This window comes from Archangium gephyra (assembly GCF_042230915.1).
Classification (GTDB): Bacteria; Myxococcota; Myxococcia; order Myxococcales; family Myxococcaceae; genus Archangium; species Archangium gephyra_B.
The window spans coordinates 5,689,324-5,709,487 of record NZ_CP102578.1 but is presented as its reverse complement, the minus strand read 5'-3'; the positions used below and the strand labels follow the sequence as shown (position 1 = coordinate 5,709,487).

The 20,164-nt window shown below is 70.0% G+C and carries 18 protein-coding genes and 3 tRNA genes; 6 read left to right on the top strand and 15 right to left on the bottom strand.

Annotated features, from left to right (window positions below):
• Window positions 1-4: 4 nt before the first annotated feature.
• Window positions 5-2,554, bottom strand: a complete 2,550-nt coding sequence (gene uvrA, locus NR798_RS22340) for an excinuclease ABC subunit UvrA (protein WP_375773507.1) — start codon at window positions 2,552-2,554, stop codon at window positions 5-7.
• A 139-nt stretch (window positions 2,555-2,693) separates the two neighbouring features.
• On the opposite strand from uvrA, the gene NR798_RS22335 reads away from it, so the two are divergent.
• A complete protein-coding gene (locus NR798_RS22335) occupies window positions 2,694-3,395 on the top strand; it encodes a 2OG-Fe(II) oxygenase (protein ID WP_375773506.1) in 702 nt (233 codons plus the stop codon).
• 16 nt (window positions 3,396-3,411) lie between these two features.
• On the opposite strand, the gene NR798_RS22330 is transcribed toward NR798_RS22335, so the two are convergent.
• The 6 genes from NR798_RS22330 to murJ form a co-directional block, all read right to left on the bottom strand.
• On the bottom strand, window positions 3,412-4,056 hold the full coding sequence (locus tag NR798_RS22330) for a hypothetical protein (RefSeq protein ID WP_375773505.1): 645 nt from the start codon (window positions 4,054-4,056) through the stop codon (window positions 3,412-3,414).
• 172 nt (window positions 4,057-4,228) lie between these two features.
• Window positions 4,229-4,302, bottom strand: a tRNA-Met gene (locus tag NR798_RS22325).
• An 89-nt stretch (window positions 4,303-4,391) separates the two neighbouring features.
• A tRNA-Met gene (locus NR798_RS22320) sits at window positions 4,392-4,465 on the bottom strand.
• Between the two features lie 75 nt (window positions 4,466-4,540).
• Window positions 4,541-4,614: transfer RNA gene (locus NR798_RS22315), tRNA-Met, on the bottom strand.
• A gap of 116 nt (window positions 4,615-4,730) precedes the next feature.
• Window positions 4,731-6,803 (bottom strand): S1 RNA-binding domain-containing protein, encoded by a 2,073-nt coding sequence (locus NR798_RS22310; protein ID WP_375773504.1) that lies wholly within the window; start codon window positions 6,801-6,803, stop codon window positions 4,731-4,733.
• Between the two features lie 231 nt (window positions 6,804-7,034).
• Window positions 7,035-8,738, bottom strand: coding sequence for a murein biosynthesis integral membrane protein MurJ (gene murJ / locus NR798_RS22305; RefSeq protein WP_375773503.1), 1,704 nt, complete (start codon window positions 8,736-8,738; stop codon window positions 7,035-7,037).
• 109 nt (window positions 8,739-8,847) lie between these two features.
• On the opposite strand from murJ, the gene NR798_RS22300 reads away from it, so the two are divergent.
• From NR798_RS22300 to NR798_RS22280, 5 genes are all read left to right on the top strand, one after another.
• Complete coding sequence (locus tag NR798_RS22300) at window positions 8,848-9,348, top strand: ferritin (protein ID WP_375773502.1); 501 nt, start codon at window positions 8,848-8,850, stop codon at window positions 9,346-9,348.
• 26 nt (window positions 9,349-9,374) lie between these two features.
• Window positions 9,375-10,232 (top strand): family 1 encapsulin nanocompartment shell protein, encoded by an 858-nt coding sequence (locus NR798_RS22295; protein ID WP_375773501.1) that lies wholly within the window; start codon window positions 9,375-9,377, stop codon window positions 10,230-10,232.
• 21 nt (window positions 10,233-10,253) lie between these two features.
• On the top strand, window positions 10,254-11,672 hold the full coding sequence (locus NR798_RS22290) for a sigma-54-dependent transcriptional regulator (RefSeq protein ID WP_375773500.1): 1,419 nt from the start codon (window positions 10,254-10,256) through the stop codon (window positions 11,670-11,672).
• Window positions 11,673-11,806: 134 nt separating this feature from the next.
• On the top strand, window positions 11,807-12,838 hold the full coding sequence (locus NR798_RS22285; protein ID WP_375773499.1) for a M23 family metallopeptidase: 1,032 nt from the start codon (window positions 11,807-11,809) through the stop codon (window positions 12,836-12,838).
• Window positions 12,839-12,955: 117 nt separating this feature from the next.
• On the top strand, window positions 12,956-14,254 hold the full coding sequence (locus tag NR798_RS22280; RefSeq protein ID WP_375773498.1) for a hypothetical protein: 1,299 nt from the start codon (window positions 12,956-12,958) through the stop codon (window positions 14,252-14,254).
• A gap of 54 nt (window positions 14,255-14,308) precedes the next feature.
• On the opposite strand, the gene rsmI is transcribed toward NR798_RS22280, so the two are convergent.
• The 8 genes from rsmI to rpsP form a co-directional block, all read right to left on the bottom strand.
• Window positions 14,309-15,139 (bottom strand): 16S rRNA (cytidine(1402)-2'-O)-methyltransferase, encoded by an 831-nt coding sequence (gene rsmI / locus NR798_RS22275; protein WP_375773497.1) that lies wholly within the window; start codon window positions 15,137-15,139, stop codon window positions 14,309-14,311.
• 9 nt (window positions 15,140-15,148) lie between these two features.
• Window positions 15,149-15,529 (bottom strand): YraN family protein, encoded by a 381-nt coding sequence (locus tag NR798_RS22270; RefSeq protein WP_375773496.1) that lies wholly within the window; start codon window positions 15,527-15,529, stop codon window positions 15,149-15,151.
• Window positions 15,530-15,591: 62 nt separating this feature from the next.
• Window positions 15,592-17,580 (bottom strand): ATP-binding protein, encoded by a 1,989-nt coding sequence (locus NR798_RS22265; RefSeq protein ID WP_375773495.1) that lies wholly within the window; start codon window positions 17,578-17,580, stop codon window positions 15,592-15,594.
• A gap of 98 nt (window positions 17,581-17,678) precedes the next feature.
• The gene (gene rplS / locus NR798_RS22260; protein WP_375773494.1) at window positions 17,679-18,113 is read right to left on the bottom strand and encodes a 50S ribosomal protein L19; all 435 of its coding nucleotides are present in this window, start codon (window positions 18,111-18,113) and stop codon (window positions 17,679-17,681) included.
• Window positions 18,114-18,236: 123 nt separating this feature from the next.
• Complete coding sequence (gene trmD / locus NR798_RS22255; RefSeq protein ID WP_375773493.1) at window positions 18,237-18,971, bottom strand: tRNA (guanosine(37)-N1)-methyltransferase TrmD; 735 nt, start codon at window positions 18,969-18,971, stop codon at window positions 18,237-18,239.
• On the bottom strand, window positions 18,971-19,552 hold the full coding sequence (rimM, locus tag NR798_RS22250; protein ID WP_375773492.1) for a ribosome maturation factor RimM: 582 nt from the start codon (window positions 19,550-19,552) through the stop codon (window positions 18,971-18,973). The genes trmD and rimM overlap by 1 nt, the downstream gene beginning before the upstream one ends.
• The gene (locus tag NR798_RS22245) at window positions 19,549-19,839 is read right to left on the bottom strand and encodes a KH domain-containing protein (RefSeq protein WP_375773491.1); all 291 of its coding nucleotides are present in this window, start codon (window positions 19,837-19,839) and stop codon (window positions 19,549-19,551) included. Before NR798_RS22245 ends, rimM begins: the two co-directional genes overlap by 4 nt.
• A 25-nt stretch (window positions 19,840-19,864) precedes the next feature.
• Window positions 19,865-20,128: a 30S ribosomal protein S16 gene (rpsP, locus tag NR798_RS22240; RefSeq protein WP_375773490.1), complete on the bottom strand. Its 264-nt coding sequence runs from the start codon at window positions 20,126-20,128 to the stop codon at window positions 19,865-19,867.
• Window positions 20,129-20,164 lie beyond the last annotated feature (36 nt).

The window sequence follows — 20,164 nt, the reverse complement described above, 5'->3', positions numbered from 1 at the left end:
GAGCTCAAGAGACCCCACCCGCCAGGAAAGGTGCCGTGCGGCTCTTCGACGAGGCGGCGACCTCCGCGGGCGTTCCGGCCACCACCACCCGGCCACCCTCGTCACCGGCGCCGGGGCCGATGTCGATGACCCAGTCGCTCGCCGCGACCACGCGCATGTCGTGCTCGACGAGGATGACGGTGTTGCCCGCCTCGACCAGCCCATCGAGCTGCGTCATGAGCTTGTCCACGTCGGCGGGATGCAGTCCCGTGGTGGGCTCGTCCAAGATGTAGAGCGTGTTACCGCGCTGCACCCGCTGCAGCTCCGTCGCGAGCTTGATGCGCTGGGCCTCGCCGCCGGAGAGCTCGGTGGCGGGCTGGCCCAGCCGCAGGTAGCCCAGGCCCACCTCCCGCAGGACGCCGAGCGAGCGCAGCACCTGCGGCTCCTCGGCGAAGAACTCATGGGCCGCGTCGACGGTCATCCCCAGCACCTCGGCGATGTTCTTTCCGCGGTACTGAATCTCCAGCGTCTTGGCGTTGTAGCGGGCCCCATGGCACGTGGGACACGGCGCGTAGACACTGGGCAGGAAGAGCAGCTCGACGCTCACGAAGCCCTCGCCCTCGCAGGTCTCGCAGCGGCCCTTGGCCACGTTGAACGAGAAGCGTCCGACGTCGAAGTGACGGGCCCGCGCGGCCTTCGTCGCCGCGAAGAGCTTGCGGACGTTGTCGAAGAGCCCCGTATAGGTCGCGAGGTTGGAGCGCGGCGTGCGCCCGATCGGCTTCTGATCGACTCGCACCAGGCGCTTGATGCCCTCCATTCCTCCGGCGATCCGGCCGCCCGTGGTGAGCACGACGGAACGCTCCAGCTCCTCCCCCTCCTCTTCCTCCTCGGGTAGCGCATGGCCGAGCTGCTCGGCGACCAGCTCCACCAGCACCTGGCTCACCAGGCTCGACTTCCCCGAGCCGGAGACGCCCGTCACGGAGGTGAAGACACCCAGCGGGAAGTCGACATCGAGGCCGTGCAGATTGTTGCGGGTGACGCCCTCGAGGCGGAGCCACCCCTTGGGCGTGCGGGGTGTGCGGCGCTTCGCGGCCTCGGCCCCGAAGAGGTAGCGCCGCGTCTGGGACGCCTCCACGGCCGAGAGCCCCTCGAGTGGACCGCTGTAGAGGATCTGCCCGCCCTTCTCGCCCGCGGCGGGTCCGACATCGACGATCCAGTCGGCGTGACGGATGACGTCCACCTCATGCTCCACCACGAACAGCGAGTTTCCCGAGCCCTTGAGCTGATCGAGCGCCTTGAGCAGCGACTCGGTGTCCGCCGGATGGAGTCCCGCGGAGGGCTCGTCGAGCACATACACCACGCCGAACAGGTTGGAGCGCACCTGGGTGGCGAGCCGCAGCCGCTGGAGCTCGCCGGGCGAGAGCGTCGGGGTGCTGCGCTCGAGCGAGAGGTAGCCCAGCCCGAGCTCGGTGAGGACCTGGATTCGTGCCAGCAGGTCCTTGGCGATCCGCTGGGTGACCAGCGCCTTCTCCGGGTGCTCGCGCGCCAGCTTCGCCGCTCCGGGTGCCGTTCCGTCCGCGGCGGGCCGCAAGATGCCGGCGACGCGCTTCAGCGGCAGCCGGGAGAACTCGCCGATGTCGAGCCCCGCGAAGGTGACGGACAGGGACTCGCGGCGCAGGCGCTTGCCCTGGCAGAGGCGGCACTCCCCGCTCACCATGTACTGCGACACGCGCTTCTTCATCAGCGCGCTCTGCGTCGTGGCGAAGGTCTGCAACACGTACTTCCGGGCGCCCGTGAACGTCCCCATGTAGCTGGGAGGCTCCTTGCGCTTGAGCGCACGGCGCGTCTCGGCCGGAGTGAAGCCCGCGTAGACGGGGACGGTCGGCTGCTCGTCCGTGAAGAGGATCCAGTCTCGATCCTTCTGGGGCAGCTCGCGCCAGGGGCGGTCGACGTCGTAGCCGAGCGTCACCAGGATGTCGCGCAGGTTCTGGCCGTGCCACGCGGGAGGCCACGCGGCGATGGCCCGCTCGCGGATGGTCAGCGAGTCATCCGGCACCATCGACTGCTCGGTCACCTCATAGACCCGGCCCAGGCCATGGCAGTTGGGACAGGCGCCCGCCGGGGTGTTGGGTGAAAACGCGTCGGAGTCGAGGTGCGGCTGGCCCGGCGGATAGGTCCCGGCGCGCGAGTACAGCAGGCGCAGGGAGTTGGCGATCGTGGTCACGCTGCCCACCGAGGAGCGGGTGGTGGGCGTGCCGCGGTGCTGCTGGAGGGCCACTGCCGGGGGCAGGCCGTCGATCGCGTCGAACTCGGGGACGCCCGCCTGGTCGATCAGCCGCCGCGCGTACGGGGCCACGGATTCGAAGTACCGCCGCTGCGCCTCGGCATAGAGCGTCCCGAAGGCCAGCGAGGACTTGCCCGAGCCGGAGACGCCCGTGAAGACGACCAGGGCGTCACGGGGGAGCTCGACATCCACGTTCTTCAGGTTGTGCTCGCGGGCTCCACGTACCCGGACGAAGCCCGTCCTCGTGTCGCCTGGAGTCTCTGGAAGGTGAGGACCGCGGGTCTTGGGCATGCGCACCACTCGGGAAGGTGGGAACCTGCTCTTGGCTGAATGTGGTGCCGGGGATAACGAAGGAAAAGGGGGCCTGCCAGCCTGGGTGCCGTGCCTTCGTCCTCAGGACTCCAGGGCTGGACCCGCTAAGCTCCGGCGCGTGAGCGAGCTCGTCACCCACCGGGGCGCCATGCCCGTGGAGAAGCTGGAGGCCCTCCGGGAGGCCCTGCTCTCCTCGCGCTTCGTGGCGCGGAGCCCGCTGATGGGGACGTTCCAGAGCAGCCGGGGCTTCGCGCTCATCTTCACGGAGTCAGGGCGGACGAAGCTGGAGGAGCGCTTCCCGTTCCTCCGGGACTACCTGGCGCTGGTGTTGGACCCGGCAAGCGCGCGGGGGCTGCTGCCTTGGCGGGAGCGGCTCCTGGGCGCGAGGAAGGAGCGGCGGAGGCCGAACGCCTTCTATGTGAACCTGCTGCTGCTGGAGCCCGGGCGGGGCGTGGGCCGGCACATCGACGCGACGCTGCAGGAGCCGAGCGGAGTCCCGGGAGCGACGCCCGAGCACGTGAGCGTGCTCTACCTGAACGTCCCCGAGGGCGTGAAGGGAGGTGCGCTGGTGCTCTCGCGAGGAGCGCAGCCGGCGGGCGAGGTGCGTCCGAGGCCGGGAATGCTGGTGCACTTCCGGGGAGACCTGACGCACGAGGTGCAGCCCTTCACGGGAGGCCCGGAGGGTGCCCTGCGGGCGAGCCTCGTGTGCGAGCAGTACGCCTTCGAGCCCGAGGCGCTCGCGCGCCTGCCCGAGTTCCGCATCCAGTCCAAGGCGGGCTTCGCGGCGTACCTGCAGGAGCACCGCGAGCGCGGCGCGTGAGGCTCACGGAGGCCCCCTACCTCAGCCGGGCCGCCAGGGAGCCCAGCTCGCGCGACTTGTGGCCGTCCGTCCGGGCCACCTGGAGGGCGAGTGCCTCGGCCGCCGCGGCCACCTCCCGCCGCACGTCCGCCGGCAGCTCCGCCTCCACCAGCAGCTCGGGCACTTCCCAGAAGCGGCCGTGCTCATCCGCGAGCCAGGCCGCGAGCAGTTCCTCCGCCACCGCGCGCGCCGCCCCCGCCACCCTCGCCGCGAGCCCCAGCGCGACCCTCGCCAGCTGCGAGCAGAAGAGCGCCAGCTCGTCCTCGTCCGCAATGTGGTCGAACACCCGGGGAAGGGCCTTCACGAAGTAGCGGAGCACCGCCACGCCCTCCACCGGATAGCCCTCGGCGAAGGAGCGGATGTCCCCGAGCAACCGCTCCAACCGGCCGATGTAGCCGGGCACCTCGCGCCAATCGACGTACCCGACCCCCACGGCCTCATCGATGGCCCGCCGCAACGGCTGGGACAGGGCCGCATCGGCGGCGGCCGGGGCCCGCTGTCCGGCGGCGAGCACCCGCCGCAGCTCCGGGTCCACCAGCAGGCGCTCCACGGCGAAGTCGAGCAGCCGCTCGCGAGGCCAGGACTCCAACTGGGCCCGGAGCGCCGCCCTCAGCGCCGGCACGCTTCCTTCTCGGCCACCGTGCTTCCGGTTCATCGGGCCAAATCTAGGCACCCCCACCGGAAACGTCACCTGCGCGCAAGTGACTCCGGAAGTGGTGGGGCCCGCGCCGCACGGAGGCCCGGAAACGACGAAGCCCCGCCAGCTCATCGCGGGCGGGGCTTCTTCTGCGAAGTTGCGGGGGCAGGATTTGAACCTGCGACCTTCGGGTTATGAGCCCGACGAGCTACCAGGCTGCTCCACCCCGCGACATGGCTCTACACCAACAACACACACTCTACGGTTTGCAACGATAAAGCCCCGCTGGCTCATCACCAGCGGGGCCTCATCCACACGAGTTGCGGGGGCAGGATTTGAACCTGCGACCTTCGGGTTATGAGCCCGACGAGCTACCAGGCTGCTCCACCCCGCGATATCGTTTGCTGCTCTATGTCAAACACCAGAGACCTTGTCATCTATTTCCGACAGGGTCTCTGGCCTGTCTGAGTTGCGGGGGCAGGATTTGAACCTGCGACCTTCGGGTTATGAGCCCGACGAGCTACCAGGCTGCTCCACCCCGCGGCGTCGAAGCGGGAGGCTAAGTACCGCCCTCCCCCTGTACCGTCAACAACTTTCCTCGAACGCCGGGAGGCGCGTGCTGCATTCCCGCGCCTCCCGTGCGCACCGAGCGCCGGGCTTTACTTGCCCGACTTCTTCAACAGATCGGCGAACGTGCCGAATCCCTTCTTGCCGCCGCCCACAGGCTGCTGGCTCTTCGTCCACGCCTCGACCTCCGCACGCTCCTCGGCCCGCTCGGCGGCGGTGATGGAGAGGCGAACCTTGCCGGAGGCGTCGATGTCCACGAGGGCCACCTTCAGCTCCTGGCCGAGCGAGAACTTCTTGCGCAGATCCGTGCCGCGCTCGGTGCCCGTCTCGGAGGCGGGGATGAGCCCCTTGCCGCCGGGGAACACGAGGAACACGCCGTAGGGCTCGATGCGGTCCACCTTGCCCACCACCACCTGGCCCACCTTCGGGCGAGGCGCCGCGGGCTCGGCGGGCTTCTTCTCCTGGGCGGCGGCGGCGGGGGCCGGACGCTCCTCGGCGGGGCGCTGGGCCTCCTCCTCGGTGATCCGGCGCAGGCCGATGCGCTTGTCGTTGGGCTCGATCTTCTCCACCTGCACCCAGATGGACTCGCCCACCTGCACCACGTCGCGCGGGTGCGCGATGCGGCGCTCGGACAGCGCGGAGACGTGCACCAAGCCGTCCACGCCCGGACGCAGCTCCACGAAGGCGCCGAAGGGCTGCAGCCGCACCACCTTGCCCTGCATGCGGTCGCCCTCCTTGATCTCCGCGATCGCCTGCTTGAAGGGATCCTCCTGGCGGGCGCGCATGGAGAGCGTAATGCGCTCCTTCTGCTTGGCCTTGTCGGGCGAGTTGGGCTGGGCGGCCTCCATGCGGAGGATCTCCACCTCGACCTCGTCACCCTGCTTCACCACGTCGCTCGGGTGGGCCACGCGCATGTAGGACATCTCGGAGACGGGGATCATGCCCTCGACTCCGCCCAGGTCCACGAAGGCGCCGAAGTCACGCACGCCGGTGACGCGGCCCTTGACGACCTTGCCCTCGGCGAGCGTCTCGCGCGTCTTGGCGGCCAGCTTGCGCTGCTCGTCCTCGAGCAGCGAGCGGCGCGAGAGCACCACGTTGCGGTCACGCACCTCGGTGACGCGGAAGGTGAGCTTCTCGCCGATGAACGTGTCCGGCTTCTCCACGAAGCGGATGTCCAGCTGGCTGATGGGGCAGAAGGCGCGCACGTCGCCGATCGCCACCTCGACGCCACCCTTGTTGACGGAGAGGACCATGCCCTCCACCGGCATGCCGGAGGCGCGGGCCTCGGCGAGCATCGCCATGTTGGCGCTGCCCTTGGCCAGCGCGCGGCTGAGCAGGATGCCCCGGGCGCCCGCCTCGATGACGTGCGCCTCGATGGTGTCACCCACCCCGTAGCGCAGCACGCCCTCGTCGTCCTTGAGCTCGCGCAGCTCGATCATCGCCTCGCTCTTGGCGTTGGACAGCGTCACGAAGGCCGTGTCCGCGCCGAGCTGGAAGATCGTGCCCGACACCTTCTCGCCCACGCGCACCGCGCGCCGGCCCGGGACGCCGCCGTCCTTCTGCTGCGCCTCGAACATCTCGGCGAAGGACTGGGACTCGGGGACCTCCTCGTACAGCGCGGCGCTGGGCGCCGGCGCGGGAGGAGCCTTGGGGGTCACGGGCGCCACCGGAGCGGCCTGCTCGGCCGGGGCCGAAGCCTCCGCCGAGGGCTCGGCCGGAGCGGTCGACGACGGCGCCGGCGTCACCGGGCCCCGCGTCTCCACCGCACCCGAGGCGCGCTTGACGACCACCATGGGGCCCTGGGCACGGCGCTCGCCGCCCCCCTTGCCACCCCGGTCGCCGCCACGGCCACCGCGCTCACCGCCACGGTCACCCCGCGGACGGCGATCGTCACGGCCACCGCCCTCACGCGGCGCGCCCTGCTGGGGCTGGGCACCCGCCTCGCCCTCCGGCTTCGCCGGACGGGCCTCACGCTCGCCACCCCGCTCGCCGCGCGGGCGATCCGCTCCGCGGTCCCGGCCGCCGCGCTCTTCGCGCTCGCCGCCACGGCCCGCCGGGATGCCGAGCATCACGTCGCCAAAGGTGGCCTTGGGCTTCTTGGGACCGAATCCCCCAGGACCGCCACCGCCACCAGAACCAACGGAACCGTTCTTCTCGTCGCTCACTGCCAGGACCTTCCTGAACGTAATCGAAATCCAGCCTTGGGAGACCGTACCCCCATGCTGGGTCAAAAGGCGGCGCACTCTACACACGCGCCGAGCTTGGACGGAAGACGCATGTGGTCATCTTCTGTCGAGCGTGCCCGGAACCCCTCAATAACGCGACATGTCGCCTGTCACATCCCCCACCACGCAAATCGGGCTCGCCCGCCTGCCTTCCAGAGGGGGGATGGACGGTCAGCGCGCGGCTTTGCGGCGGAAAATCCGCTGGAAGACGGCCTTCGCCTCGGGGACGCCCAGGGCCCCCGTGATGCCGAAGTAGACCGCCCCGAAGGGCAGCACCACCGCCAGGAAGAGGACGATCGGATGTAGGTGCGGTGGGGCAAGCAGGCTTCCACCCCACTCCGCCTCCACCCCCGGCATGGGTCCCAGCACCCGGGCCAGGGCCAGCTTGATGCCCAGCCCCGTCAGCCCCGCCGCGAGCCCGGCGCCCCACAGCTTGAGCAGCAACGCCCGGGGCACCCCCACGTGGCCAATCTGCCCCACGAGCGTCCGCCGCAGCATCTGCGACTCGAACCAGGCCACCAGGCCGCTCGTCACCGTGAGGAACACCGCGCCCAGGTGCTCCGGCAGCCCCACCAGTCCCGGCAGCCGCAGCGCCAGGAACCAGGCCGCCGCGGCGCCCAGGCTCACGCGCACCACCGCGAAGCGCAGCGGCGTCCGGGTGTCCTTCAGCGCATAGAAGGCCGAGGCGTACAGCCGGCCCAGCGCGGAGGCCACCAGGCCCACCGCCGAGCCCATCAGCAGGTACCAGAGGTAGCGTGTATCCGCGGCGGTGAAACGGCCCGTCTGCAGCAGCCCGCCCGCCACCACGTCACCAATGAAGAGCAGCGCCGCCGCCGAGGGCACCACGAAGAAGGCGATGCGGCGCGCTCCCGCCTCCAGGCGCGTGCGCAGCTTCGTGGCCACCTCCTCCCCCGCCCCCGCCGTGCGCGACATCTCCGGCAGCTCGGCCGCGGAGATGGACATGCCGAAGAGGCTCACCGGGATGAGGTAGATGGTCTGCGCGTACGTCAGCGTGGACAGCGCCCGGACCGCGATGAGCGACGCATAGGACGTGTCCACGTAGGCGCTCACCTGCACCACGCCGCGGCCGAGCACCACCGTGACGAAGCTGCGCAGCACCTGGCGCACGGACTCGCTGGCCGTGGACAGGGTGGGCCGGAAGCCGCCGAGCACCCGCATCACCGAGGGCACCTGCACCACGAACTGCAGCAGGCAGCCCGCCACCACGCCATAGGAGAGCACCACCACCAGCCGCTCTTCCGGCAGCCCGCGCCGGCCCGCCACCACCAGCGTGGCGATGATGGCCAGGTTCCACACCACCGGCGCCAGGTACGACAGGAGGAACTTCCGGTGGCTGTTGAGCACGCCCAGGCACCACGCGGACAGCACCAGCATGCCCGTGCCCGGGAAGAGGATGCGGACCAGTTGGATGGCCATGGCCCGCGCCTCGCCCTCGAAGCCCGGGGCGATGGTGTCCACGAAGAACGGCGTGGCGAGCATGCCCACCGCCACCATCACGCTGGTGGCCAGCGCGAGCAGCCCGAACACCGCGCCCGCGACCCGGTCCGCCTCCTTCGTGTCGCCCTTCCCCAGCAATCCCGCGTACACGGGGATGAACGAGCCGGAGAGCACGCCCTCGCCGAAGAGGTTCTGCAGGAAGTTGGGGATGCGCAGCGCCGCCTTGAACACGGCGGCCGCCATGCCGTTGCCCAGGTAGTGCGCGAAGAAGCGTTCGCGCACCAGTCCCATCAAGCGCGAGGCGAAGATGCCTACCGCGACGAACAGCGCACCTCCGCCTCGGGCACGCGTCCCGGGAGAGACGGGACGGGGTTCAGGAACGGGAGGGAGTTCGGAGCGAGGAGCGGGAACGGTCACGAGAGGGCAATCACTCTACGCGGAGCGTTCACCTGCTTGAAGCGTGAACTCCCGCCTCCATGGTTTCCCTTGACGGTCCCCCCTGCGGGCCGCAATGGTCAGCGCTCCCATGGCTGGTTCCCCAGATAACGACCTCTCGACCGATGTGGCGCTCGTCCGCCAGGTCCTGGCACGTGAGCTGGAGACCATCAACGAGTACGAGGCCTCTGCTCGCGCCGCCTCCACTCCGGAGCTGCGCGACTTCTTCCTGCACCTCGCCGCCGAGGAGAAGGAGCACGTGGCCGAGGCCGTCCACATGCTGCGCCTCCTCGACGCGGGGCAGGAGGCCCACTTCGCCAAGCCCGTCACCACGGGCCACTTCCAGGGCGCCATCGAGGGCAAGCCGTCCCCTGCCCCCGCTGCCGCTCCGGCGGCCGCGGCTCCGTCTCCGGCGGCTCCGTCCGAGCCCGCCCCCCGGGGTCCGGCCCGTGGCGGACGCCCTGGCAATGGCCAGGGCGAGCCGCCTCCTGGCCTCGTTCAACCCGAGCGCGTCCTGTACGGCGTGCCCGCCCCGCCGCCCAGCCCGGGCGTCCAACCCTTGACTGTCGGCTCGCTGCGGCGCAGCCGCTGAGTCCGTACCTCCCCTGGAGCGACCCCATGCCTGACTTCCTTGGACATGCCGAGAACCCGCTGCGCGAGGACGAGTGGGCCCGCCTCAACGAGACCGTCATCCAGGTCGCCCGCCGTTCGCTCGTTGGCCGTCGCATCCTGGACATCTACGGCCCGCTGGGCGCCGGTGTGCAGACCGTGCCCCATGACGAGTACACCGGCGTCAGCCCCGGCGCGGTGGACATTGTCGGCGAGCAGGAGACGGCCTCCGTCTTCACCGACGCGCGCAAGTTCAAGACGATCCCCATCATCTACAAGGACTTCCTGCTGCACTGGCGCGACATCGAGGCCGCGCGCCTGCACAACATGCCCCTGGACGTCTCGGCCGCCGCTGGCGCCGCCGCCCTCTGCGCCCAGCAGGAAGACGAGCTCATCTTCTACGGAGATCCCAAGCTCGGCCACGAGGGGCTGATGAACGCCACCGGCCGCCTCACCGTCCCGCTCGGGGACTGGGGCATCTCCGGCGCCGGCTACCTCTCCATCGTCGAGGCCACCCGCCGCCTCAACGAGTCCGGCCACTACGGCCCCTATGCCGTCATCCTCTCGCCCCGCCTCTACTCGATGCTGCACCGCATCTTCGAGAAGACGGGCGTGCTGGAGATCGAGACCATCCGCCAGCTCGCCGCGGACGGCGTCTTCCAGTCCAACCGGCTGCGCGGCGACTCGGGCGTGGTCGTCTCCACCGGCCGCGAGAACATGGACCTCGCGGTGGCCATGGACATGGTCGCCGCCTACCTGGGTGCCTCGCGGATGAACCATCCCTTCCGCGTGCTGGAGTCGCTCATCCTCCGCATCAAGCACCCCGACTCCATCTGCACCCTGGAGAGCGCGCCCAACCGCGGTTAGCAGTTCCCCGCCAGCCCCCCCATGGCGAAGATTCTGGTCATCGACGACGAGGCGAACCTCCGCAAGGTGCTCGCCGCCATGCTGCGCCGTGACGGCTTCGACGTCACCGTCGCGGCGGATGGCGAGCAGGGGCTCGCCGAGTTCCACAAGAATGGCGCGGACATCGTGGTGACGGACCTCGTCATGCCCAAGGCCGGCGGCATGGAGGTGCTGCGTGCCGTCAACGCCGCCAACCCCGACGTGCCCGTCATCATCATCACCGCGCACGGCACCGTCGACTCCGCCGTCGAGGCCATCAAGGCCGGCGCCTTCGACTACATCACCAAGCCCTACGAGCAGGCGGAGCTCTCGGCCGTCATCGCCAAGGCCGCCAAGGCGCACGACGTCGCCCAGCGCTCGGTGCGCGCCGACGCCAAGGCCCGCGCCGCCATCATCGGCGAGTCGCCGCAGCTCCAGGACGTCTTCAAGATCATCGACAAGGTGGCGGACACCCCCTCCACCGTCCTCATCAACGGCGAGAGCGGCACCGGCAAGGAGCTCATCGCCTCGGCGCTGCACGGCGCCTCCAGCCGCCGCGACAAGCCGTTCATCAAGATCAACTGCGCCGCCATCCCCCACAACCTCCTCGAGTCCGAGCTGTTCGGCTACGAGCGTGGGGCCTTCACCGGCGCCGTCACCTCCAAGCCCGGCCGCTTCGAGCTGGCCGACGGTGGCACCCTCTTCCTCGACGAGATTGGAGAAATCCCCGTCGAGATGCAGGTGAAGCTGCTGCGCGCGCTGCAGGAGGGCGAGTTCGAGCGCGTGGGCGGCATCAAGACGACGCGCGTGGACGTGCGCCTCATCGCCGCCACCAACCGCGACCTGCAGGCGGAGATCGAGGCCGGGCGCTTCCGCAAGGATCTGTACTACCGGCTGGCGGTGGTGCCCATCGTGCTGCCGCCGCTGCGCGAGCGCCGCGCGGACATCCCGATGCTCGCCGGGCACTTCGTGGAGAAGTACAACCGCAAGCTCAACAAGAAGATCGAGGGCATCTCCGACGACGCCATGGCGCTGCTGCAGGCCTACAACTGGCCCGGCAACATCCGCGAGCTGGAGAACCTCATCGAGCGCGTGCTGCTCTTCGCCGACGGGCCCTCCATCACCGCGAAGGATCTCCCGGAGCCGGTCCGCCAGGGCTCCGGCACGCCAGCGCCCGCTCTCTCGGCCGCTCCCCTGGAGGCCGCGACGGGCGAGGGAGGCCTCAAGGACATCGTCCGCATGAAGGCGGCCGAGCTCGAGAAGGACCTCATCACCAAGGCCCTGGAGGAGACGGGCGGCAACGTCACGCGAGCAGCCAGGCTGCTGCAGATCAGCCGCAAGTCCCTCCAGACGAAGATGAAGGAATTCGGCCTGCGTGACACGACCCCCGCGGACGCGCGGGATGAATCCATCGACGAGTGACCGGGACGGCGAAATATCGCCGCGGAACCATCGGTTCGGACCCGGCCACAACCCTTTCCACTCTGGGAGCCTGAATGCGGCCGCCTCTTCCCACCCTCGGACCACAGCCGAAGAAAAGCCCTGTAGGTCCGGTGATGGTCGTCTCCTTGCTGCTCGGCCTGAGCGCCGGAGGCGTGTGGTGGTGGAAGCAACGGCTCGCCTCGGAGATGCCCCCCGCCACGGCCGAGCAGCACGCCACCGCGCCCGTGGCCCAGGGCCCCGAGGAGGCCGGCTCCACCGCCGCCGCTCCTGCCGCCACTCCGCCTACCGCCCCTTCCGCCGCCGCGGCGCCCCTGCCGGCCGTCCCCACGGATCCGCTCGCGGCCGCCGGGCTGTCGCGCGCCTCCATCCGCATCGATGGGCCCATGGAGACGGCCGTCACCGTCGCCGCGGGCCCCGAGGTGGGCCCCGCGCTCGCCCAGGTGGTGACGCGCACGCTCGTGTGGTGGGTGGACGTGCCGGGTGACCTGCGGCGCGGGGACACGCTCGACGTCCTCTACCAGGTGCGCCCCGGCGAGGAGCCCCTCGTGCACGCGGTGCGCTTCACCAGCAACAAGACGGGCCAGACGCACCGCGCCTACCGCTTCCAGCCCGAGGGCGACAAGAACCCCCGCTACTACCTGCCCAGCGGCGAGGAGCTGGAGCTGCGCCTGGAGAACTCGCCCCTGGAGGACTACGAGCAGGTGACGTCGCTGCTGCGCGATGGCCGCCGGCACAAGGGCGTGGACTTCAAGACGCCCGTGGGCACCCCGGTGAAGGCGCCCTTCACGGGCATCGTCCGCCGCAAGAACTGGAGCTTCCGCTTCAACGGCAACTGCATCGAGCTGGAGGAGATGGGTGGCAAGAACCGCCGCGCCCTCTTCCTGCACATGGACGAGCTGCCGCGCTCGCTCAAGGTGGGCGACCGCATCAACGTGGGCACCATGCTGGGCCGCAGCGGCAACAGTGGCCGCTCCTTCGCGCCCCACCTGCACTACCAGCTCGAGGCCCGCGACGAGCGCGTGCTGGATCCGTACGAGAGCCACCGCACCTACCGTCGCTCGCTCGCGGCGACCCAGCGCGCGGCCTTCGAGGCCGAGGTGCGCCGGCAGGATGGGCTGCTCGGCACCACTGTTGCCGGCGGCTGAAGCCATCGCTTTCTTGACACCCCTGCTTGCGGCGGCTAGCGTCCCCGGACAATTTCTCAACATTTCCCAGGGGTTAGACGTCGTGGGGGCGCCTGAGGAAGTGGTTCCGGAGGTCGGATGTCCAGGCTTCGCGCCGTAGTCGCCGCGCTGACGCTGGGTGCGCCGTTCGTCGCCACCGCGGCGGACGTCACCCGCGTCGCTTCGTCCTTCGAGGACGAAGATCCATTCGGGATGTTCATCGACGTAGGCTTCGAGCACTCGCAGCGGCGCACGAAGATCGTCCGCGAGGCCCTGCCCACCACCACGGGCGGGACGCGTCAGTATCAGGACGAGCTCTGGTACAGGAGCTACGACACGCGCCTGAACCTGGACGTGGCCTTCGGCATCGCCCAGGACGTGGAGCTGTCGTTCGGCCTGCCCGTCGTGCTCCTCCAGGACGAGTCCTGGTCTTTCGTCTCGGGCAGGGACGCGAGCAACTCCACCATCACCAACAACTTCGTGCGCAACAACTGCGGGGGCTCGGGTGCGCCCTGCTCGCTCACGACGCCCGAGCCGCTCTTCAACGTGCCCGCGAACGGGTACCTGGAGACGTTCCGCGGTGGCGTGGCCCTGGGCAACGCGCGTTTCGGGTTCGCGTGGTCCATCTTCAACCAGCGCAAGGACGAGACGAAGCCCACGTGGGTGGTGGGCCTGGACTACGAGGCGCCCACGGCGAAGCGGCTCGACCCGAGCGTCCTGACGTCCAAGGAGGCGCGGGGCAACGTAGGTGACCGGGTGCACAAGTACACGGTGTCCACGGCGCTCTCGCGGCAGATTGGCCTGGCGGATCCGTACTTCCGGATGCACTACACCATCCCCGTGCGTGGCCCGGGCGCCTGGTCCAACTGCGACAACCGCAATGTGGATCCCCAGAACCTGGGCCGCCCGCAGAACTGCGGCCTCTCCGGGTGGAATCGCAAGGAGACGGGCATCCAGGCGCCGCACGTGGCCGGCGTGATGTTCGGCTCCGAGTTCCAGGTGCTGGATCAGCCCACGCGCAAGTTCAAGATGGACCTGCGGGCCATGACCAACTACGTGTCCGAGGGCCGCTACTACAACGAGCTGAGCGGCGCGCTGCGCAAGCTGCTGGCCACCGGGGACTACGTGCAGATCGGCGGCCAGTTCGCCCTGACGGCCGAGCTCACGGACTTCCTGTCCGTCCGGGGCTCGGGCATGTACCTGTACAACACGGACCACGTGCTGACCGACGAGAAGATCGGCAAGGACCTGGACGGCAATGGCACGGTGGACATCTCGGCGAACCCGGCGGAGCTCAACCCCAACTTCGACTACCGCACGGACTTCGTCTCCCGGCGCTTCCACGCCACCGAGAGCAAGGACTGGCGTCTGGATGTGAGCGCCACCCTGCGGTTCTAGGGGTGCGCGGAGCAGGCCCCCTCTCCCTCTGGGAGAGGGCTGGGGTGAGGGTCTTCAGCGCTTCTTGAGCCCGAGCCCCAGCCGGTACACTTCCTGTCCGGCCCAACCGGCGCGGCGGGCCAGCTCGGTGCTGAGCGCCTTGAGCTTCTCCCCTCGCCCGAGCCCCTCCTCCAGCGCGCGCTGCAGCTCCTCCTCGGACCAGCGCCGCTCTCCGGTCCGCCCTTCCACCAGCACCACCACCTCGCCCCGGGGCTCCTCGGCCGCGTAGCGCTCGGCCAGCTCGGACAGCGTGCCGCGCACGAACTCCTCGTGCACCTTCGTCAGCTCCCGAGCCACCACCGCGCGCCGGTCGCCCAGCGCGTCCTTCAAGTCCGTCAGCGTCTCGGCCAGCCGGCGCGGGGACTCGTAGATGCCCACCGTGGCTGACAGCGGCGCCACCTCCTCCAGCATGGCCTGACGCTCCGGCCCCTTGCGCGGCAGGAAGCCCAGGAAGTGGAAGCGCCCGGTGGGCAGCCCCGAGGCGCTCAGCGCCGCCACCAGCGCCGTGGCGCCCGGGACCGGCACCACCTTCACCCCGCGCTCGATGGCCTCGGCCACCAGCTTCTCCCCGGGATCGCTGATCCCCGGGCTGCCCGCGTCCGTCACCAGCGCGCAGTCCTCTCCGGCCTCGAGCCGATCCAGGATGCGGCCGGCCCGCTGGCCCTCGGCGAAGGCCGGCAGGCTCACCGTGTCCGCGGAGATGCCGAAGTGGTCCAACAGCACGCGCGAGTGCCGCGTGTCCTCGCAGGCCACGAAGGACACCGCCCGCAGCGTCTCCAGGGCGCGCGTGGAGATGTCCCCCAGATTCCCGATGGGCGTGGCCACCAGATAGAGCGTCCCAGGCATATCCGTTCCTCACATACCCGCGTCGAAGGCGCCCGGCAGGTGCTCCACCGTCGCGTCCTCGCCGCGGCCCACCACCGAGATGACATCGAAACGGATCATCCTGTCCCGCAGCCGATGGGCCAGGAGGTAATGCAGCGCGGCCTTCACCACCTTGCGCTGCTTGGCGAAGGACACCGTGTGGGAAGGATCTCCCCACACCGCCGTGGAGCGCATCCGCACCTCCACGAAACACAAGGTATCCCCGTGCTCGGCCACCACGTCCAGCTCTCCGTAGCGGCAGGAGAAGTTGCGCGCGCGCACCCGGTAGCCCCGTGACTCCAGGAAGCGCACCGCCGCTTCCTCACCCTCGTCCCCATACCCCTTGCGATCCACCACCCCTGCCCGTCCCATCCCACCCCTCCCGGGCCCCCACCCGGGGGCCCCTCACGCCACGGCGCGCACGACAGCGCGCACTACAGATTGACAGGCCCGTCCGACAGCTGCGCCAGGCCGGGATGCGGCGTCACGTGCAGCACCTGCGTCAGCGTGCCCAGGTGCTTGAGCATCCGCCCGATCAGCGGCAGCCGGGACTCGTCCAGCCCCACCAGCGCGTCCTCCACGAGCAGCGGCAGCTTCACCCGGGGGCTCACCTTCTCCACCACCGTCAGCCGCAGGCTCAGGAAGAAGAGGTCCACCTCGCGCGGAGGCAGCTCGCCCACGGGCATGCGCCGGCCCGCGGACGTCACCACCATCGTCCGCCCGTCCCGGTCCCACTCCACGCTGGTGTAGCGGCGCTCCGTGAGGGCGCTGAAGTACTGCACGCACCGCTCGCGCAGCATCCCGATGACGGCGGCCACGTCCGTGGCCAGCAGATCCCCCGTCAGGCCGAGCACCAGGGGCGCCGGATCCTCCAGCGGCTCCATGCCGCCACCGGCCAGGTCCGCGGCCCCGGGCATGCCCATGCCGGCCAGCTGCGGGTTGCGCGCGAGCGCGATGGACTCCTTGAGCCGGGACAGCTCCCGCTCCACCTCGCGCACGTCGCGCACGAAGGTGCCCTTCTCGGCGATCTTCGCGTTGAGCAGCTCGATCTGCTGACGGAGCACGGGCAGCTGGTGCGCGGCCTCCATGAACTCCGGGTGCTTCTCCATGGAGACGAGCTGGGCGCGCAGCTGGGCCACCTCGGCGCCGAGCTGCTCGCGGCGCTGCAGGCGGGGCGGAATTTCCTTGGGCGTGTCCACGTCGAACACTTCCAGGGCCTTGCGCACCGGCCCGGCCTCGGCCTCGAACTCCTCGAGGATCTTCTTCTCGCGCACGGCGAACATCTCGCCGCGGCGGCTCAACCGGTCCTTGTCCTGCAGCTCGTCCACGTAGCGGATGGCGAGCACCGCGGCGAAGCCGAAGGCGGGGATGTCCAGCAGCGCCACGTACCGCAGCCAGTCGGTGGGGATGAGGCCGGCGATGAAGCACGCCACGCCCACGCCCACGGCGATCCAGAAGTTGCGGTTGCGCACCAGCGGCGCCACGTCCGGCAGCCGCTGAGCCTCCTCCTCGGCCACCTCGCGCTCGGACTGCAGGCGCGCCATCGCCTCGTCACGGCGCGCGAGCGTCTTCGGGTAGCGCTCCGCACGGGCCACGATGTCCTGGGGCAGGCCCATCGACTCGGGCGTGGGCTCGGCGTTCCAGACCGCCTCCGCCTGGCGCAGCTTCTCCTTGAGGCCGTCGGTGCCGCGCAGCTTCGACTCCAAGTCGAAGACCTGGGAGTTGAGCCCGTCCACCTCGAACTGGAGGTTGTCCACCTCCTTGCAGAACACGAGCTCCTTCTCGAGCTCGCGCACCTTCGCCTCGGCGGCGGGGATGTCCGAGGCGGGCAGCACGCCCGGAGACGAGATGGACATGCCGGGAGAAGAGATGGCCATGCCCGGAGACGTCGGGGAGCGCAGCGCGGGCATGCCCGGCGACGAATGCCCGTGCACGCCCGGAGACGAGAGCGCGCGCATGCCCGACGTGGAGGCCGGGCGGCCGCCACCCCGAGGCCGGCGCGAGGGCAACTGCGCCGCCTGGAGGCAGAAGAGCTGCTCGAAGGTGGTGCGCGGCGGCACACCCACCTGGCCACGGAGGAACTGGTTGGCCTCGGCGGTATCCTGCGTCACCAGCTCCGGCTGCTTCGTGGCGGGGTTGAGCCGGTGCAGCGAGCCACCACCCCCCAGCTCGCGCAACACGCGGTAGGTGACGGAGTCCTGCCCCACGAAGGTGAGCGCGGCCTTGCCGGCTTTCTGCGTGGACGCGGCGAGCGCGGCATCACCGCCCCGGCCATCCGCGTAGAGCAGCGCGAGTGACAACCCCGCCAGCGGGCTCAGCTCCGGCGTGGGGGGCTTGAGGACCAGATACCCGGTCTTCAGGGCGAAACGGCCCGCCGGAGAGAACCCCCGGACGTTCTGGACGGCAACCTCGACGAAGTGCATGCGCCCCCCATTCTAGCGCGCATGGGCATGAAAAAAGGGAGCGTCCTCGAAAGGACGCTCCCCAAAAAAAGCACCAGCCCGGGAGGGCTGGCGAGCAATCAGGCCTTCGCGCCCTTGGCGGCCGTCTTGCCGGAGGCGTGGCTGGCGGCCGCGTGGCTGACGGCGGCGGCGCGGCGCATCTCCGCGTCCTCCATGGTCTCCACGCGGGAGGCCTTGCCCTTGAGGGCGCGGAGGTAGAAGAGGCGGTTGCGGCTCACGTTGCCGCGCGAGAGGACCTCGATCTTCTCGTAGCGCGGGCTGTGCATCGGGAAGATGCGCTCCACGCCCACGCCGAAGGAGACCTTGCGCACGGTGAAGGTGGCGCGGTTGTGGCCCTTCTTCTTGCGGATGACGACACCCTCGAACGCCTGCACGCGCTCCTTGTCGCCCTCCTTGACCTTCCAGTGGACTCGAACCGAGTCACCGGTACGGAACTCGGTGACGTCCTTACGGAGGTTCTTGGCCTCCACGTACTCGATCGCGCTGCGACGCATGACTGACTCCAGAAAATCTCGGACTCGGGGTACGAAAACTGAGAGCGGGCCGTACTACCAGAGAGCCGGGGGTCGGACAAGCCCGCAGAATACCGACCTTTGGCTCGGGAACCGTCGGAGGGGCTACAGCTCCTCCTCTTTCTTGGACAACAGCTTCAGGTCCGCCTTGCTGAACTCCAGGCGGGCATACAGGTCCGGGCGCCGTTCCCGGGTGAGCTGCAGGGCCTTCCAGCGCCTCCAGCGGGCGATCCGCGCGTGGTCTCCGGACTGGAGGGCCGCGGGCACTTCGGCGCCGCGGAAGACGGGGGGCCGGGTGTAGTGGGGGTGCTCCAGCACCCCCTCCTCGAAGCTCTCCGTGACGCTGGAGACCTCGTTGCCCAGCACGCCGGGCAGCAGCCGGGCCACGGCGTCCACCACGGCCAGGGCGGCCACTTCACCCCCGGTGAGGATGAAGTCCCCCAGGGACACCTCCCCGTCCAGGTAGGGCATGACGCGCTCGTCCACGCCCTCGTAGCGGCCGCAGACGAGGATCAACCCCGGCTCCTTGGCCAGCTCGCGCGCCCGCGCCTGGGTGAAGACGGGGCCCCGAGGGCTCATGAGCAGCACCTTCGCCCCAGCGGGGGCGCGGGCCCGGGCGGCCTCGATGGCGGCCACCAGCGGCTCCGGCTTCATCACCATGCCGGCACCACCCCCATAGGGCGTGTCGTCGGTGACGCGGTGCTTTCCCTCGGCGTAGTCGCGAATGTAGGTGACGGTGACGCCGAGCAGCCCCTTCTCCTGGGCCTTCCCAAGGATGCTCGCGCCCAGGTAGCCCGAGACGCTGTCCGGGAAGAGGGTCACCACCTCCACGGGGTACATCAGCCCTCGTCCCCTTCCGGCGCGCCTTCCGCCGGCTTCTCCGCCTCTGACCGCTCCTCCGTCCCCACCTCCAGGTATTCGGGAGGCTTCACCACGAGCCGGCCGCCCGGGATGTCCACGGTGGAGACGAAGTCGTCGACGAAGGGCACCACCAGCTCTTCCTTGCCCTCGGCGCGGATGACGAGGTTGGGCACCGGGCCGGTCTCCCAGATCTCCTCCACGCGGCCGAGCACCTTGCCGGACTCGTCCACGGCGGTGAGCCCCACCAGGTCACCCTGGAAGTACTCCTCCTCGGAGGGAGGCTCGAGGTCCTCCCGGAAGGCGAGCACGGTGGCGCCCACCAGGGCCTCGGCGGCGTTGCGGCCCTTCACGTCCTCGAAAACGACGAGGGTCTCCTTGGGCGTGGGCCGCACTGATTCGATGCGCAGGACGCGCTCGGCGCCGGTGCGCGGACGCACGAGCACGCGCTCGACATAGTCGAGCGTCTCGGACGCCGGGTCGAAGGTGCGCACGGCCACCTCGCCCTGGAGACCATGGGCTCGGGCCACATAGCCCAGCTCGAGATGGGGTTTGAGCGTCACTGGCCTTCAGGGGGTGGGGTGGTCGTGGGGGTACCGGCCTGGAGTGGCTGGCGCCGGTCATCCTGGATCTCCAGGCGGACCTTCTGGCCCTGCTTCTGGGCCGCGGCACCGAGCAACGTCCGGAGGGCGCCAACGGTGCGCCCGTCCCGGCCGATGACCTTACCCACGTCCTCGGGGGCGACCTTCAGCTCATAGAGCCGGGCCCCCTCCACGTCGGACGCGCGCAGGCTCACCTGGTCCGGTTGATCGACCAGGGCCCGCGCGAGATAGATGATGAGTTGCTCCACGCTGTCCGCTCGGCCTGCGAGGAGACTAGGCGGGCTTGGCGGCGGGGGCGGCGCGCTTGTGGCGCTTGATGAGCTCGCCCACGGTGTCGGAGGGCAGCGCGCCGGACTTCAGCCAGTACTCCAGGCGCTCCGCGTCGAAGTCCACCTTGGCGGGCTTGTGGTTGGGGTCGTAGAAACCCACGGCCTCGAGGAACTTGCCATCCCGGGGGTTGCGGGAGTCGGTGGCCACCACGTGGTAGTACGGCTTCTTCTTGGCGCCCGCGCGGGCAAGACGGAGGACAACGGCCATTTCTGATGCTCCAGGTGAAAACTGAAGGTGAGACAG

Bases quoted from the DNA above. Each gene is read 5' to 3' on its own strand.
- NR798_RS22290 (WP_375773500.1), top strand. From the start codon at position 10,254: ATGGCGAAGATTCTGGTCATCGACGACGAGGCGAACCTCCGCAAGGTG.
- uvrA (WP_375773507.1), bottom strand. From the start codon at position 2,554: ATGCCCAAGACCCGCGGTCCTCACCTTCCAGAGACTCCAGGCGACACG.
- NR798_RS22270 (WP_375773496.1), bottom strand. From the start codon at position 15,529: ATGGGACGGGCAGGGGTGGTGGATCGCAAGGGGTATGGGGACGAGGGT.
- rplS (WP_375773494.1), bottom strand. From the start codon at position 18,113: ATGCGTCGCAGCGCGATCGAGTACGTGGAGGCCAAGAACCTCCGTAAG.
- NR798_RS22280 (WP_375773498.1), top strand. From the start codon at position 12,956: ATGTCCAGGCTTCGCGCCGTAGTCGCCGCGCTGACGCTGGGTGCGCCG.
- NR798_RS22265 (WP_375773495.1), bottom strand. From the start codon at position 17,580: ATGCACTTCGTCGAGGTTGCCGTCCAGAACGTCCGGGGGTTCTCTCCG.
- rsmI (WP_375773497.1), bottom strand. From the start codon at position 15,139: ATGCCTGGGACGCTCTATCTGGTGGCCACGCCCATCGGGAATCTGGGG.
- NR798_RS22285 (WP_375773499.1), top strand. From the start codon at position 11,807: ATGGTCGTCTCCTTGCTGCTCGGCCTGAGCGCCGGAGGCGTGTGGTGG.
- NR798_RS22295 (WP_375773501.1), top strand. From the start codon at position 9,375: ATGCCTGACTTCCTTGGACATGCCGAGAACCCGCTGCGCGAGGACGAG.
- NR798_RS22300 (WP_375773502.1), top strand. From the start codon at position 8,848: ATGGCTGGTTCCCCAGATAACGACCTCTCGACCGATGTGGCGCTCGTC.
- rpsP (WP_375773490.1), bottom strand. From the start codon at position 20,128: ATGGCCGTTGTCCTCCGTCTTGCCCGCGCGGGCGCCAAGAAGAAGCCG.
- trmD (WP_375773493.1), bottom strand. From the start codon at position 18,971: ATGTACCCCGTGGAGGTGGTGACCCTCTTCCCGGACAGCGTCTCGGGC.